We start from the raw sequence: 14,023 nt of genomic DNA, 5'->3' as shown, positions 1-14,023 counted from the left end.
TGTCCTCTAAAAGGGAAACAATGAGCTACTAAAGAAACGCGTTAACCAACCCGGGCTTTGTGCCTCTTGAGTTTGACCCTTACCTGAATACTGAATACGCGCATTCGCAATACGATTAGACTCAACGGTATTATCAGCATTAACATCTTGTGGACGCACTAACCCCTCTAAGCGAATAAATTCTTCACCGGTATTTAGCGTTAGCCATTTTTCACCACGAATCACTAAATTACCATTTGGTAATACTCGCATCACGTTAACCGAAATATCGCCAACTAGGCTGTTTGATTGATTTGATTTTGAGTCACCTTTAAACGACGCATCACTACCAACCCCAAATTGAATACTATCGCCACCAATATTAACCGGTAAACCACCTAAACCAATAACAGGATCGAGGCTAGCATCTGTTTGTTTATCTGTTTCTGTTTTAGCCGCTTTTGTGGCTTGGGTTGACTCTTGCAATTTAACAGTAATGATATCGCCTGTTCTAAGTGCTTTTTTATCGGCATATAAGTCATTAGATAACTGAGTACTGAATAAAGAGCCTGTTGCTACCACTGGCTCCATATTAGGCTCAGGATACATAGGTGCATAGTAGGGATCGTCCTGCACTACTTCATTATTTTGTGTAGATACACAACCGCTTAACAGTAAAGTCCCTACTGCAAATAACATAATATTACGCATACAATCCCCCAAAACTATAATTGTTGATTGATGTAGCTCATCATTTCATCAACCGCTGAAATTACCTTTGAGTTCATTTCGTAAACTCGCTGAGTTTCAATCAAATTAACCAACTCTTCGGTCACATTTACATTTGATGTTTCAAGTGAACCTTGAATAATTGTACCTAAGCCCTCAACCCCCGGGTTACCTTGAACAGGCGCACCACTTACCGCAGTTTCGGTATAAAGGTTTTGCCCTATAGGCTCAAGGCCCGACGGATTAATAAAATCACTAATCGTGATCTGACCAATAACCACGTTTTCGGCCTGACCTTTAACGCGAACTGACACTTCACCGTCTTGAGATACGGTGATCGACTGTGCATCGTCAGGTACATTCATTTCAGGCTGAACAACGTAACCGGCACCCGAGGTTACAACACGCCCCTCACCGTCAGTAGTAAACTGGCCGTTACGCGAATAAGCAATATTGCCATCCGGTTGCAATACTTCAAAAAAGCCAGGACCTGAAATCATCCAATCTAATGAATTTTCAGTGGTGAGCATATTACCTTGCGAAAAGTTTTTTTGGTTAGCCACCACCTTAGTACCCGCACCAAGCATTAAACCTGACGGCATTTCGGTGTCTTGCGATGAGCGACCGCCTGGTTGATTAATATTTTGGTAGAGTAAGTCTTCAAAAATAGCGCGGCTTTTTTTGTAACCCACTGTACTGGCGTTCGCTAAGTTATTTGATATAACCGATATATCAGTTTGTTGAGCGTCAAGCCCTGTTTTACTTATCCATAATGCTGGATTCATAATAATATCCTCACGTTAAAGTTAAACGATGCGCATCAGCTGTTCTTGACGTTCGTCAATCTCTTCAGCTGTTTTCATCAGTTTTACTTGTAATTCAAATTGGCGTTGATGACTGATCATATCGACCATTTCATGCACAGGATTTACATTCGATTTTTCTAATGTGCCACCTAATACTTGTACATTGGCTGATGTTTCAACTATTTGGCCTGGTTTAGCTCTAAATAAGCCATCGTTACCCTTTTCGAGCGTGGCGTTGTTTGCATCAACCACTTTTAGCCGATCAACTTCTTCTAAAAAGTTAGCCGGTGCACCTTGAGGGCGAACTTGAATAGTGCCATCTTTGCTAAATTCAATTTTTTCAATCGGTACCGGTAATATGACTGGCCCACCTTCGCCAATAACTTGACGACCGTCGCTGGTAGTTAACATACCTTCAGCCGTTATATTTAACGAACCCACTTTTGTGTAGGCTTCATTACCAGAGGCATCCTGAACACTCAGCCATGCGTTATCACTCATAGCAATATCAAGGCTACGGCCTGTTTCGACAACACCGCCCGATGTCATGTTTGATCCTGGGCGCTCCTGCATAGCAAAAACACGAGTCGGCAAACCTTCACCGAAAGCCTGCATTGACCGTGCTTGCGCAAAATCAGATTTAAACCCAGTGGTATTCGCATTTGCCAAATTATTGGCTTTAAGAGCAAGCCCTTGCATGCTTTGTTTAGCGCCAGATGCCGCTATGTAGACCATTTTATCCATAACATCGACTCATTAAGAAATCTATGTATGAGTAAATGCAATATAAGTGCCAAATTAAATTTAAGTGTGAATAAGATTTTAGAAGAGGAATAAAAAAGGCTGCACTAAGCAGCCTTAGTAAATCAAAACATGATTATCTGATCTGAAGGATGTTTTGTTGAATAGTTGAGTTAACCTCAAGCGCACGAGAGTTTGCTTGGAAGTTACGCTGCGCACTAATCAAATCAACCAGCTCATTGGTTAAGTTTACGTTAGATTGCTCAAGAGCTGACGAGTTAATGTTGCCTAGTGTGCCTGAACCTGGCTCACCCGCTATTGGCTCGCCCGAGGTTAAACTTTTTTTCCATGAAGTATCACCTACTTGCTGCAAACCTTGTGAGTTTGAAAAGCGCACCATGGCAACTTGACCTAAGTAAGTTGAATCACCATTACTGTAAGATGCAACGACTTTTCCATCTGTACCAATGTCAATACCCGCTAAGCGACCTACTGTCGCACCATCTTGCTCTAGTGCTTTCACCTCAAAGCGACTCGCATATTGAGTAGGCGTTTTATTTGCAGTACCGGCCTCATCGCGCCAATTAATCGCAATATCATCAAATTGGGCGCCATTAGATAAAATACCCGATAAATTAGCTCCGGTTAAATTAACATCAGTAAAGGTTGGACCAACATTTGGAGCACCATTAGTCGTTGCAGGCAAACCGCTAGCATCAAACCCAAAGGTACTTAGCGCGCTTGGTGTTGCTGTCGCGGCACCAGTTGCATCAAAGGGAGTTTTATCAAGCGTACCATGTACTTGCCATTCATTAGGCGCTGTTTTTACAAAAAAGAATTGTAGAACATGTGGCTCACCAAGTGAGTCATACATTGTGGTCGATGTCGAAGAGTTATAAGTAGTACTGTCTGTTGCATCAAAAGGGACAGCTATTACATCTTCTCGAGAATCGACGTTAAATGATGTATAAACGTTTGAAGTAGAGCGCGGAGAGCCCGAAGAATCGGGTATTTGTAAAGCAGATGAAGTACTAAGACTTACAGAGGTCGTATCACCACTAACTTCATCAACTGGGAAGCTTTGTAAAAAATTACCTTTAGCATCTACAACAAAGTTGTCTTTGTTTAACTTAAATGCGCCGGCACGTGTGTAAGTAAAATCTTGCGCGCCTAGGTCTTGGCTGGTAGCAAAATACCCCTCACCTGTGATCGCTAAATCCAGTGAATTATTAGTAAACTGCAGCGAGCCCTGATGAAACTGCTGGGCAACCATAGTGGTTTGTACACCATCACCATTTTTTGTTTTACCGGCGCTAAATACTGATGATGCGTATACATCAGCAAATTCAGCGCGAGACTCTTTAAAGCCCGTGGTATTTACGTTGGCAATATTATTGGCGGTAACATCTAAATCTTTTTGTGCGGCAGCAAGGCCTGTTAATGCAATATTGAAGCTCATAATTAACCTCTAACCTAGAAAATATTTAGCCTATTGGCTAAAAAAATACATAAAATCTATTACGCGATTTCTGCGACATCAGTCAGCCTAACCGCACCTTCTTTTGTGTTAATAATAATGCCGCTTGAGCCATTAATATTAACACTCTCAATATTTTTGAATGAGGCAATTGGTAAGCTAGAAAATTCGCCATCCGTACTGCCTTCAGCTTTAACCTCGTATTCACCAGGAGGAAGTCGTTCACCCGCTTCGTTTTTACCATCCCATGCAAAGCGAACCGCACCTGCAGGCTGCGTGCCTAAATCAATAGTTTTAACTAATTGCCCGGATGCATCTTCAATACGAAGCGTTAAATTGTCTACCGGCTTTTCAGCAACAATCGCTCCCTTTACCTCACCCGACTCATTAAGCTCAAGTGTGTCAGACTCCAGCAGCGCTTGCTTACCAACCAATGTTGATGCTTGCAATGCTGAATTTGATGTCATCGACGCAGCTAAAGACTCAAAGTTAGAGTTTAAATTTGAGATCCCTTCAGCCATAGTAAAGTTTGTCATTTGTGCAATCATCTGATCGTTATCAGCTGGTTTGCTGGGATCTTGATATGACAACTGCTGTGTTAACAACGAAAAGAAATCTTCTTGGGTTAACGCATCACTCTCTTCTTTTTTTGGCACTTGCTTATCTTGCCAACGTAAAGAGTCCATATAGGATGAAGAAGTACTAATATCGTTACTCATGAGCTACCCTCAGTTACCGCTGACCTAACAGCAGTGTTTTACTTAACATTTGCTTAGCTGCATCAGCAACTTGAACATTTGTCTGATAAGAGCGAGAAGCAGAAATCATATTTGCCATCTCCTCAACAACATTCACGTTGGGTTTGTAAATATATCCATTTTCATCCGCACTCGGGTGATTTGGGTTATATTCGATTTGTAGTGGTTTATTACTTTCAACCACTCCTAACACTTTTACACCAACGGCAGAGCCCTGTGGGTTGCTTGCTGACGCTGACGCTTTTGTAAGCTCCGCAGCAAATACAGGTTGTCGCGCTCGGTACGTCTCATTTTGCGAAGAGCTAATTGTATTGGCGTTAGAGATATTACTTGCCGTGGTATTTAATCGCACGTTTTGCGCGCTCATACCTGAACCAGCAATATCAAACACATTATATAAACTCATAATTAGGCTCCTTGACTACCGAGGGCTTTTTTCAGGCCTTTAAATTTACCATTAAGAAACTGGACACTGGCCTGATACTCCATAGCATTCTGTGTATACAAGTTCCGTTCCACTTGTATATCAACAGAGTTACCATCACCCGTATCTGTTTGATTTGGCGTACGAAATAATTCATTACCACCTACACTACGAGTACCACCGGCAATGTGTTTTTCATTGGTTCTTACCATGGTATTGCCGCTTAGTTGGTTGGACTTTGCCGTTTTTAATGCTGAGGCAAAGTCGATATCTTTTGCTTTATAGCCGGGCGTATCAGCATTTGCGATATTAGTAGCGAGCATTTCTGCTCTTTGCGAACGGATCAACATCGCATGCGGATGCACGCCTAATGCTTTATCAAAACTGATAGCCATAACTACCTCCAAAAAATTGACTCAGTACCGATAAAGCAATAAATGAGCCAGCAGTGAAAATAGTGATAATAAAAACAAAAAACGACGCAATGGGCGTCGTTTAGAGGAGGGATAATATATTTATGAAGGTCATTTTTTTTGGTAAATGATACCAGGGTTACAACGCACCATATCAAAGTCAGTACTTAAACCAGACATAGACTCCGACGCACCTAAAAATAAGTACCCCTTAGGGTTAAGTGCTTGAGAGAATTTTGCAATTATTTTGGCTTTCACCTCAGGTGAAAAGTAAATTAAAACATTACGGCAAAATATAATATCGAACTTACCCATTAAGGCGTACGAATCGAGCAAATTTAAATGCCTAAAGCTCACTTGCGTTTTCAATGAATCAACCACTTGTGCCATGCCATTGCCGCTGTCTTTAAAAAACTTTTTACGGCGCTGTGCAGAGAGTCCGCGAGACAATGCCAATGCGTCATATTCAGCATGTTTACATATATCAAGCATGGTATTTGATATATCTGTACCAATTATTTGTGCACCCATTTTTAAAACACCAGGGCTGCTGGATTGAAACTCAGCAACCGACATCGCTATTGAGTAGGGTTCTTGTCCTGATGAGCTCGCCGCAGACCATATTTTTAATGGCCTATTTAACGTTTTAAACTCAGGGAATAATCTGGTTTTAAGTAACTCAAACGGATACTGATCTCTAAACCACAATGTCTCATTGGTTGTCATGGCATCAACAACGGCTGCGCGCAGCTGGCGCTCATGTACACCTAGCGTTTTACTTACCAGTTCAGATAACGAATCAACATTAAATCGAGACATTAATGGTGCCAAACGGCTCTTTACTAAATACTGCTTATTTTCACCTAAAACAATACCACACTGTTGTTCTAAAAATAAGCGAAATTGATCGTATTCATTTTGCTGTAAATCTTTATTAGTCAAATCAATAACACCTATGTTTATTAATCACGATGAACCCATTTATTAACGGCTGTTGCAAGCTCGTCTGGGTTAAATTTTGCAATAAAATCATCTGCTCCTACTTTTTCAATCATCGCTTGATTAAAAACACCACTCAATGATGTGTGTAAAATCACATGTAGTGGCGCGAGCTTAGGATTAGCTTTGATTTCTGCAGTCAGCGTATAACCATCCATTTCTGGCATTTCTACATCAGAAATCAGTAGCCCTACTCGCTCTGTAATATCATTTACGCAGTCGAGCTCTGCAATTTCTTTTAATCTTATTAAAGCTTCTTTACCATTTTTAGCCAACTCAGTTGTTACACCTAATGGTTCCAATGCTCGTTTTACTTGATTTCGCGCAACAGCCGAATCATCAGCAATAAATACTATTCTCTCGCCTAAATCTTTTTGTATAGTGCCTTGCGAGGCAACATCATCACTTACCGTAGTATTAACTGGGCAAATTTCGTTTAAGATTTTTTCTACGTCGAGTATTTCTACCAACTCATTTTCAATTTCAGTGACGGCTGTTAAATAAGAATAACGCCCTGCTCCTGAGGGCGGTGGCATTATTTTTTCCCAGTTCATATTAACAATTCGCTCAACACCACCAACTAAAAAACCCTGCACTGTGCGGTTATATTCAGCAATAATAATAAAACTGTCTTCAATGTTTTTAATGGGCCGCCCGCCTACAGCCATCGATAAATCAATCACTGAAATAGTTTGGCCTCGAATGTGTGCTACACCACGAATATAAGCATTAGATTTTGGCATGCTGGTTAATGGAGGGCATTGAAGAACTTCTCTTACTTTGAACACATTAATGCCAAAGCGCTGACGCCCATTAAGCTTAAATAACAATAACTCCAAGCGGTTTTGCCCAACCAACTGTGTACGTTGGTTTACTGAGTCTAAAATGCCGGCCATTTAAATCTCCTAAGAAAACAAATATAAGGAACGATAATTGCTTTCAATTAATAAAGCGTCATAACACAACGGGGGCGTCTAAATTCTGACGCAAAATATTTATACCCTGTTTGCAACCATAAGCATAGTCGAAACATTATGAGTTTATTAAAAAAAACCAGAAGATACAGTGTTTTTTATTTTCTTGCTAGCCTCTGCTTCACTTTACCACTAAAGGCTCAAGTATTTAGTAAAGAATCGCTACAAGAAATGGCTGTTTCTTATGTTGCTCAAAAAGCAGTAGCTACAAATGATAACAAAATACAGTTCAGTGCATTACCGTTAGATAGCCGCATACCTGATCGCCATTGTAACTCAGAACTAGCGCTAGCAACCCCAAGTGAGCCCCCATTTAATCGTCAGGTCACCATTCAGATAAAATGCAACGATAATGAGAACTGGGCACAATACGTGCACGTTAGAATCACTGAATCAGCACCGGTTGTAGTTGCAACTACTAACTTAGCACGAGGTGAAGTGATTACTCCATCCCATTTAAGTATTGATATGCGCCCTGTGCACTTTATACGTGTTCAGTATCTTGATGACCCTGCACTACTTATTGGTAGCCGCAGCAAACGTAATATTCGTGAAGGTATGCCAGTACTACTTAATCAAATTTGTATGGTTTGCAAAGGCGACTCTGTCAACATTTTTGCCAACATTAAAGGGTTAAGAGTAAAAACCACGGGTGTTGCATTAGAGGATGGCACCTTGGGTGAGCAAGTACGAGTAGAAAACAAAAAGACAGGTAAAGTTTTAAATGCGCGTGTAGATGGTGTAGAGTCAGTTCAGGTAAATATTTAATATAAATTTATGCTAAAGTATCTTTAATAAATGCCGATATAAAGGCATCAGTTGGGTAATAAATGGGCTTTTATTATGGTCGGTCAAGTAAATAAATCAAATCAACAACCGAGTGTTTTAACAAACACTCAACAGCAAAAAGTTGATTTAAAAAGAGATAATGCAAATACACAGGCTGCACAAACGCCTTCACCTAAAGCTGCAAGCGATTCGGTGAGCTTAACACCGCAAGCTAAGCAATTAAAATCGTTACAAGAGAAAGCGCAGCAATCTTCTGACTTTGACAGTAACAAAGTTGCTGAGCTTAAAAAAGCGATTACTGAAGGCAAGTATCAAATAGACAGTGAGAAACTTGCCAAAAATTTAGCAGACTTCGAGTTTAATGTTTATGGCTGATCACAATAGTTTAATTACGATTAAACTAAACGAACAAATAAATTGTTTAACAACCTTGAGTGAGCTTCTTACTCAAGAGCTTAATGCTATTGCCTCACGTAGAGGCGAAGGCTTAAAAGAAATTGCCCAACAAAAAATGTCTTTTTTAACCAGTATAAGCACCCTTGATAAAGAACTCAGCAAACTAATTGCCAGTAATGATCAGCAAACAGATGAAAACGCTGACTTAATAAAGCTAACTCGAGAAAAGCTTGAGCAGTGTCAAAAACAAAATGAAGTTAACGCTCACGCAGCGCACCAGGCACAGTTAAGTGTTAAGCAACTGAAAGGTATTTTAATTGGTGCACCTTCGTCTATGACCTACGATCAAGCTGGTAGCGTAGTAAATACCGATAATAGCATTGTGCGAAACCTTAAAGCCTAAAAAAGAATACCCATAAAAAAACGCCTAAACGATAATTCGTTTAGGCGTTTTTTTATGGGTAATAATTTGTCGCTCAGTAATAAGTCACTTTTTTCACTTCACGTGGCTTTATCTCACCTATGTACAAGTCGTGAACGCGTTTCATATTAAGTTCAAGCTCAGTTATATACATATCATTTACGGCATATGTTTTTATAATTTGTGCGCCTTTAATAATACCTTGTACCTTGCTTTGTAAATAATCATCTTGGGCAACAGAGCCTGCAACGGTTGTACCTGCGGTAATTTTTTGCCCGTATACTTGCTCTGTTAGTTCGCGGTATGCTTCTAGCTTTGAAGCCTTAATCGCCATAAGTTGTTTTTGAGTGTCATTACTTCCCGACTGCAAACTAATGGGCGCGTACCCTATTGCTTTTAATACAGGGTAATTATTTGGCTCAACATATTTATATTCAACGTGCTTATCAAATAAATTGCTACAACCGCTTAACGTTAAGCAGCCTAATGTGATCATTAATGGCATTACTCGCATCATACAGGGCCTTTAAAAACTAATTAAACTCAGTTATGCACGTTTAATGCCAGTGATACCTATATTCTGTAACAACAAATAATAGTGGTACATTACTTGCTGAGATTCATTAACGCTAACGTTTAATTGGAGTAAGAGTATGAAATCGTTTTTAAAAGCAGTATTGGCAGGATTAAGCACCACTGCGGTATTAACGTTTTCACCTTTTACCCACGCTCAGTGGTATGAGTCTACAGGCCATGCGGTTATTCAAAATAGCGACATTCCCGGTGCAAAGGCCGCTGCAATAAAAGATGCGATTACCCAAGCCCTTGTATTTTCTGGTGCGCGGGTGAGCTCGGTGCAAACCCTTGTTGATGGTATTTTAACCCAAGATCAGCTAAAAATAAGTAGCCAAGGCGAAATTCAAAAAATAGAGCTCGTTAGCGAAAACCGCAGTAGTGATGAGTTTGCAATTACCTTACGCCTAGATATTTTTGCGCAAACTGAACTGTGCCCGCAAAGCAACTTTAATAAGTTTATAGCTGTCACGCAAAGCCAACTAACAAATCGTGAACAAGCGAGAATGGGTCAAATATTTGACATTAACAAAGCAGTCAGTAAAAACATTTATACCTCGTTGCAAAAATCAAAAATGAGTGCAATACCCGTTGCCTATTTCAACAAAGCTATAAAGGTTGATACCTACTTTAATCAACAGCATGACTATTCAAACAGTCAGTTAGAAGAAATTTCATCACGCAGCAATGCGCAATATGTGCTGTTAAGTCAAATAACCAGTTTATCTACCAGCGATAAACTCAATAGCGACTATGCGTTTTGGCAAGATGAAAGCTATCAGCGCCACTACCAAATAGAGTTTAGCTTATTTAATGGCACCACTTACGAGCCGTTATGGCAAAATAGCTATCAAAGCCAAGCAATTTGGCCATTTGAAAAAACAGCCATTATTGATGTAAATAGTAATCGGTTTTGGCAATCACCTTTTGGCCAAAGCATTAGTGATATAAACCAAACCTTAAGTTACGACCTACAAGCAGCCATGGCCTGTCTACCTACTCAAGGTAAAATAATGCATATGGAAAACAATAAATTAGTGATTAATTTAGGTAAGGCTCATGGCTTAGAAAAAGGCCAACTACTGAGTATTGCCCATCATAATTATTTAACCGACGCACAAGGCAACACTATGCCGCATACCATCACTACACTTAACCGTATACGAATTGAGCAGCTTTATCAGCACAGCGCTATTGCCGTCAGTATTAATGATCAGCCTTTGCCGGGCGTACAAATTAATGACATTGTAGAGATTGCCGAGCAATAGCCGCATGTAAAATGCTAAAGCGCCTCGCTTAGTTTAGCCTTTAAATTAGAGTGGGCGCTTAACCACTTAGCCAATTGCTCAACCCCAGATAAGTGCGGGTAATGCTTTCTACATGCAAATACAATATTACGTTGTTGATTAGGAAAAATAGGCAAATAATGAATACCCACTCGTGGTATTGCTGCAAGTTTTGGCACAAACGTAACACCATCATCCATCGCCACCAGCGCCAATAAAGTCTCAAGGCTGTTTCCTTGATACTGGCTGGAAACATCTACCCCTGCCGAAAAACAAAACTGCTGGGCTTGATCTTTAAAGCAATGGCCATCACTTAACATTAATAGGTTGCAACCTTGCAGGTCTTGCAGTGCCACTTTTTTATGCTTACACAATGCGTTATCGCTTGATACGGCAACTAAAAAGTCTTCTTTATATAAATCAATGGTATGGTAACTTTTAAGTTCAGGTACATCCGCTAAAATTGCAAAGTCGACTTCACCACTTTCTAACGCAGCTAAAATAGTGGTTGTTTGCATTTCAATAAACGAAAACTGGCTATTTATAAACGCTGCTTTCATTGATGTTAGTAGCGTAGGTAATAAATACGGCGCAATCGTTGGAATAATACCAATGGTTAGCTTACCCTGCAGTGGTTCATTAGATGTTGCTGCCAGCTCTTTTAATATTTGTGTTTGCTCTAAAACGACAGCTATTTGTGTCAATAAACGTTCACCTTTGGCAGTTAAGGTAACGTGCTTGGTAGAGCGGTCAAAAATAATAACGCCTAATTCTTGTTCCAGCTTTTTAATTTGCCCACTTAAGGTAGGCTGGCTTACAAAGCAGGCTTCGGCCGCTTTACGAAAATGCTTATAGTGGGCAACCGCTTTGATATACTCTAAATCTTTTAAGTTCATATTTACACTCAACCTGATAGCTTATACCTATCAGTTTAATACAAACAAACGATTGGAACTATATTTAATTGTTCGCCATAATGGCTATCAACAAATCAAGAGGAACTAAAAAACATGTTAAACAATATTGAAGGTCAAACAATTCCAAACGTAACATTCGCAACGCGTCAAAACGACGAATGGAAATCAGTGACTACAGACGACATTTTTAAAGGTAAAACGGTTGTTGTGTTTTCACTACCTGGTGCATTTACACCAACGTGTTCATCAACTCACCTACCGCGCTACAACGAGTTAGCCGGTGTATTTAAACAAAATGGCGTTGATGACATTGTTTGTGTATCAGTAAACGATACCTTTGTAATGAACGCATGGGCTGAAAATCAAGAAGCGCAAAACATTACTTTATTACCAGACGGTAACGGCGAATTTACTGACGGCATGGGTATGCTAGTTGATAAAAACGATTTAGGTTTTGGTAAGCGCAGCTGGAGATACTCTATGCTGGTTAAAGATGGCGTAATAGAGAAGATGTTTATTGAGCCAGATTTACCAGGCGACCCGTTTGAAGTATCTGACGCTGACACTATGCTTGATTACATCAACCCAACTCAAGTAAAACCAGAAGCAGTTACTCTATTTACTAAGCCTGGCTGTCCTTTCTGTAAAAAAGCAAAAGAGCTACTTACAGCTAAAGGCTTTGCTTTTGAAGAAATTGTAATGGGCGCTGGCGCATCACTTACCAGCCTTAAAGCGGTATCGGGCCGTGAAACCGTACCACAAGTATTTATTGGCGGTAAGCACATTGGTGGCTCAGACGACCTAGAAAAATACTTTGCTTAATTAAGTAAATAAAACAGGGGCTGCAACGCCCCTGTTTATTAAAGGAAAAACACTATGAAAGAATTGCAAACCGACATTGTTGTTATAGGTGCAGGTACCGCTGGTTTAAGTGCCTACCGTAATGCTAAACAATTTACTCAAAACGTACTTATGATTGAATCTGGCCCATACGGTACAACCTGCGCACGTGTTGGTTGCATGCCAAGTAAATTATTGATTGCAGCAGCAGAAGCCGCGCACTCAATAGAAATGGCCCCTGCCTTTGGAGTTCACAGCTCAAAACCGGTAATTGACGGTAAAGCCGTTATGGCACGAGTAAAAAGTGAGCGCGATCGCTTTGCAGGATTCGTAGTAGAAGCCGTAGATGAAATACCTAGCGAAGATAAAATTCGTGGCTATGCACAATTTTTAGACGCCAACCGCGTACAAATAGACGACCACACCATTATTACTGCCAAACGCTTTGTAATTGCAACGGGTTCACGCCCATCTTACCCTGGCGTATTTAATAACTTTGGCGACCGACTGATTATTAATGACGATGTATTCGACTGGGATGATTTACCAGAATCAGTAGCCGTCTTTGGCCCTGGCGTTATAGGCCTTGAAATTGGCCAAGCGTTGCACAGATTAGGAGTAAAGGTAAAACTATTTGGCGTAGGTGGTGCCATAGGCCCATTAACCGACCCCGTGGTTAAAGATTACGCTAACACCGTATTTGCAGAAGAATTTTATGTTGATACCGACTCAAACGTATCAGACATGAAAAAAGTAGGTGATAAAGCCCAGCTTACCTACACCGACAAGCAAGGTGTTAAACATACTGAGCAGTTTGACTATGTACTGGCTGCAACCGGGCGAGTACCAAACACCGATAAGCTAGGGTTAGAAAACACCGGCATAGAGCTTGATGAACGTGGCGTACCACTCGCTGATGTTCACACTATGCAATGTGGCGACTCTCACATATTTATTGCCGGCGATGCCAGTAACATGATCCCACTGCTTCACGAAGCATCCGATCAAGGCACTATCGCAGGGCAAAACGCAGGCCGCTACCCTCAAGTGCGTGCTGGTTTACGTAGAGCTAAAATTGCCGCTGTGTTTAGCGACCCACAAATAGCCATGGTTGGTGAAAGCTTTAAAGAAATTAGCCAACGATTAGGAAGCTGTGATTGCTTTGAAATAGGCGAAGTTAGCTTTGAAAACCAAGGTCGCAGCCGCGTTATGCTAAAAAACAAAGGGCACATGCGCGTATATGCCGAGCACGGTACCGGTTTATTTTTAGGTGCTGAATTTATAGGCCCACAAGCAGAGCACATTGCTCACTTACTTGCATGGGCTGTACAAAACAAAATGACTGTACCACAAATGCTAGATATGCCTTTTTATCACCCTGTTATTGAAGAAGGCCTGCGCACGGCACTGCGTGATTTAAACGCTAAATTAAAATTTGGCCCAGACATTCTTAACCATTGTATGGAATGTGGCCCAGGCGCATAACACATCACTAATACAC

General features: G+C 40.7%; 17 protein-coding genes. 6 read left to right on the top strand and 11 right to left on the bottom strand.

The features are described 5' to 3' along the window. Positions 1–6: 6 nt before the first annotated feature. The 9 genes from flgH to BG00_RS07770 all read right to left on the bottom strand — a co-directional run bounded on the left by flgH (position 7) and on the right by BG00_RS07770 (position 7,222). Positions 7–690: a flagellar basal body L-ring protein FlgH gene (gene flgH, locus BG00_RS07810; RefSeq protein ID WP_013465588.1), complete on the bottom strand. Its 684-nt coding sequence runs from the start codon at positions 688–690 to the stop codon at positions 7–9. 14 nt (positions 691–704) lie between these two features. Continuing rightward, positions 705–1,493 (bottom strand): flagellar basal-body rod protein FlgG, encoded by a 789-nt coding sequence (gene flgG / locus BG00_RS07805; RefSeq protein ID WP_036981704.1) that lies wholly within the window; start codon positions 1,491–1,493, stop codon positions 705–707. Positions 1,494–1,514: 21 nt separating this feature from the next. Further along, positions 1,515–2,258 carry a flagellar basal body rod protein FlgF gene (locus BG00_RS07800; RefSeq protein ID WP_013465590.1) on the bottom strand — a complete coding sequence of 248 codons (744 nt, stop codon included), beginning with the start codon at positions 2,256–2,258 and terminating at the stop codon, positions 1,515–1,517. A gap of 133 nt (positions 2,259–2,391) precedes the next feature. Continuing rightward, entirely contained in the window at positions 2,392–3,714 is a 1,323-nt protein-coding gene (flgE, locus tag BG00_RS07795) for a flagellar hook protein FlgE (RefSeq protein ID WP_036981703.1), read from the bottom strand. Between the two features lie 59 nt (positions 3,715–3,773). Beyond that, entirely contained in the window at positions 3,774–4,451 is a 678-nt protein-coding gene (locus BG00_RS07790; protein WP_036981702.1) for a flagellar hook assembly protein FlgD, read from the bottom strand. Positions 4,452–4,464: 13 nt separating this feature from the next. Further along, positions 4,465–4,896 carry a flagellar basal body rod protein FlgC gene (gene flgC / locus BG00_RS07785; RefSeq protein ID WP_013465593.1) on the bottom strand — a complete coding sequence of 144 codons (432 nt, stop codon included), beginning with the start codon at positions 4,894–4,896 and terminating at the stop codon, positions 4,465–4,467. Positions 4,897–4,898: 2 nt separating this feature from the next. Beyond that, positions 4,899–5,309: a flagellar basal body rod protein FlgB gene (gene flgB, locus BG00_RS07780; protein WP_010387869.1), complete on the bottom strand. Its 411-nt coding sequence runs from the start codon at positions 5,307–5,309 to the stop codon at positions 4,899–4,901. 129 nt (positions 5,310–5,438) lie between these two features. Beyond that, complete coding sequence (locus tag BG00_RS07775) at positions 5,439–6,269, bottom strand: CheR family methyltransferase (RefSeq protein WP_036981700.1); 831 nt, start codon at positions 6,267–6,269, stop codon at positions 5,439–5,441. A gap of 20 nt (positions 6,270–6,289) precedes the next feature. After that, positions 6,290–7,222 (bottom strand): chemotaxis protein, encoded by a 933-nt coding sequence (locus tag BG00_RS07770; RefSeq protein ID WP_036981697.1) that lies wholly within the window; start codon positions 7,220–7,222, stop codon positions 6,290–6,292. Positions 7,223–7,360: 138 nt separating this feature from the next. On the opposite strand from BG00_RS07770, the gene flgA reads away from it, so the two are divergent. From flgA to flgN, 3 genes are all read left to right on the top strand, one after another. After that, positions 7,361–8,068, top strand: coding sequence for a flagellar basal body P-ring formation chaperone FlgA (flgA, locus tag BG00_RS07765; RefSeq protein WP_036981695.1), 708 nt, complete (start codon positions 7,361–7,363; stop codon positions 8,066–8,068). A gap of 75 nt (positions 8,069–8,143) precedes the next feature. Further along, positions 8,144–8,464 (top strand): flagellar biosynthesis anti-sigma factor FlgM, encoded by a 321-nt coding sequence (gene flgM, locus BG00_RS07760; RefSeq protein WP_036983407.1) that lies wholly within the window; start codon positions 8,144–8,146, stop codon positions 8,462–8,464. Continuing rightward, positions 8,457–8,888 (top strand): flagellar export chaperone FlgN, encoded by a 432-nt coding sequence (gene flgN / locus BG00_RS07755; protein WP_036983406.1) that lies wholly within the window; start codon positions 8,457–8,459, stop codon positions 8,886–8,888. Before flgM ends, flgN begins: the two co-directional genes overlap by 8 nt. A gap of 73 nt (positions 8,889–8,961) precedes the next feature. On the opposite strand, the gene BG00_RS07750 is transcribed toward flgN, so the two are convergent. Beyond that, complete coding sequence (locus tag BG00_RS07750) at positions 8,962–9,420, bottom strand: LPP20 family lipoprotein (RefSeq protein ID WP_036983405.1); 459 nt, start codon at positions 9,418–9,420, stop codon at positions 8,962–8,964. A gap of 139 nt (positions 9,421–9,559) precedes the next feature. Between BG00_RS07750 and BG00_RS07745 the strand changes: the two genes are divergently transcribed. Next, complete coding sequence (locus tag BG00_RS07745) at positions 9,560–10,747, top strand: flagellar assembly protein T N-terminal domain-containing protein (protein WP_036981693.1); 1,188 nt, start codon at positions 9,560–9,562, stop codon at positions 10,745–10,747. Positions 10,748–10,761: 14 nt separating this feature from the next. Here BG00_RS07745 and BG00_RS07740 read toward each other — a convergent pair whose 3' ends face one another. Then, positions 10,762–11,661 (bottom strand): LysR substrate-binding domain-containing protein, encoded by a 900-nt coding sequence (locus tag BG00_RS07740; protein ID WP_036981691.1) that lies wholly within the window; start codon positions 11,659–11,661, stop codon positions 10,762–10,764. A gap of 114 nt (positions 11,662–11,775) precedes the next feature. Here BG00_RS07740 and BG00_RS07735 point away from each other — a divergent pair, with 114 nt between their 5' ends. After that, positions 11,776–12,504, top strand: coding sequence for a glutathione peroxidase (locus BG00_RS07735; RefSeq protein WP_036981690.1), 729 nt, complete (start codon positions 11,776–11,778; stop codon positions 12,502–12,504). Between the two features lie 54 nt (positions 12,505–12,558). Continuing rightward, positions 12,559–14,007 carry a dihydrolipoyl dehydrogenase gene (locus tag BG00_RS07730; protein WP_036981687.1) on the top strand — a complete coding sequence of 483 codons (1,449 nt, stop codon included), beginning with the start codon at positions 12,559–12,561 and terminating at the stop codon, positions 14,005–14,007. The last annotated feature ends 16 nt before the right edge of the window (positions 14,008–14,023 follow it).

The organism is Pseudoalteromonas sp. SCSIO_11900 (assembly GCF_000576475.1).
GTDB lineage: Bacteria > Pseudomonadota > Gammaproteobacteria > Enterobacterales > Alteromonadaceae > Pseudoalteromonas > Pseudoalteromonas tetraodonis.
Note: the sequence above shows the minus strand (reverse complement) of the source record. Positions and strands in the feature narration are given on the sequence as shown.

Coding starts and splice junctions, on each gene's coding strand:
- flgH (WP_013465588.1), bottom strand. CDS start 690: ATGCGTAATATTATGTTATTTGCAGTAGGGACTTTACTGTTAAGCGGT.
- flgG (WP_036981704.1), bottom strand. CDS start 1,493: ATGAATCCAGCATTATGGATAAGTAAAACAGGGCTTGACGCTCAACAA.
- BG00_RS07800 (WP_013465590.1), bottom strand. CDS start 2,258: ATGGATAAAATGGTCTACATAGCGGCATCTGGCGCTAAACAAAGCATG.
- flgE (WP_036981703.1), bottom strand. CDS start 3,714: ATGAGCTTCAATATTGCATTAACAGGCCTTGCTGCCGCACAAAAAGAT.
- BG00_RS07790 (WP_036981702.1), bottom strand. CDS start 4,451: ATGAGTAACGATATTAGTACTTCTTCATCCTATATGGACTCTTTACGT.
- flgC (WP_013465593.1), bottom strand. CDS start 4,896: ATGAGTTTATATAATGTGTTTGATATTGCTGGTTCAGGTATGAGCGCG.
- flgB (WP_010387869.1), bottom strand. CDS start 5,309: ATGGCTATCAGTTTTGATAAAGCATTAGGCGTGCATCCGCATGCGATG.
- BG00_RS07770 (WP_036981697.1), bottom strand. CDS start 7,222: ATGGCCGGCATTTTAGACTCAGTAAACCAACGTACACAGTTGGTTGGG.
- flgA (WP_036981695.1), top strand. CDS start 7,361: ATGAGTTTATTAAAAAAAACCAGAAGATACAGTGTTTTTTATTTTCTT.
- flgM (WP_036983407.1), top strand. CDS start 8,144: ATGGTCGGTCAAGTAAATAAATCAAATCAACAACCGAGTGTTTTAACA.
- flgN (WP_036983406.1), top strand. CDS start 8,457: ATGGCTGATCACAATAGTTTAATTACGATTAAACTAAACGAACAAATA.
- BG00_RS07750 (WP_036983405.1), bottom strand. CDS start 9,420: ATGCGAGTAATGCCATTAATGATCACATTAGGCTGCTTAACGTTAAGC.
- BG00_RS07745 (WP_036981693.1), top strand. CDS start 9,560: ATGAAATCGTTTTTAAAAGCAGTATTGGCAGGATTAAGCACCACTGCG.
- BG00_RS07740 (WP_036981691.1), bottom strand. CDS start 11,661: ATGAACTTAAAAGATTTAGAGTATATCAAAGCGGTTGCCCACTATAAG.
- BG00_RS07735 (WP_036981690.1), top strand. CDS start 11,776: ATGTTAAACAATATTGAAGGTCAAACAATTCCAAACGTAACATTCGCA.
- BG00_RS07730 (WP_036981687.1), top strand. CDS start 12,559: ATGAAAGAATTGCAAACCGACATTGTTGTTATAGGTGCAGGTACCGCT.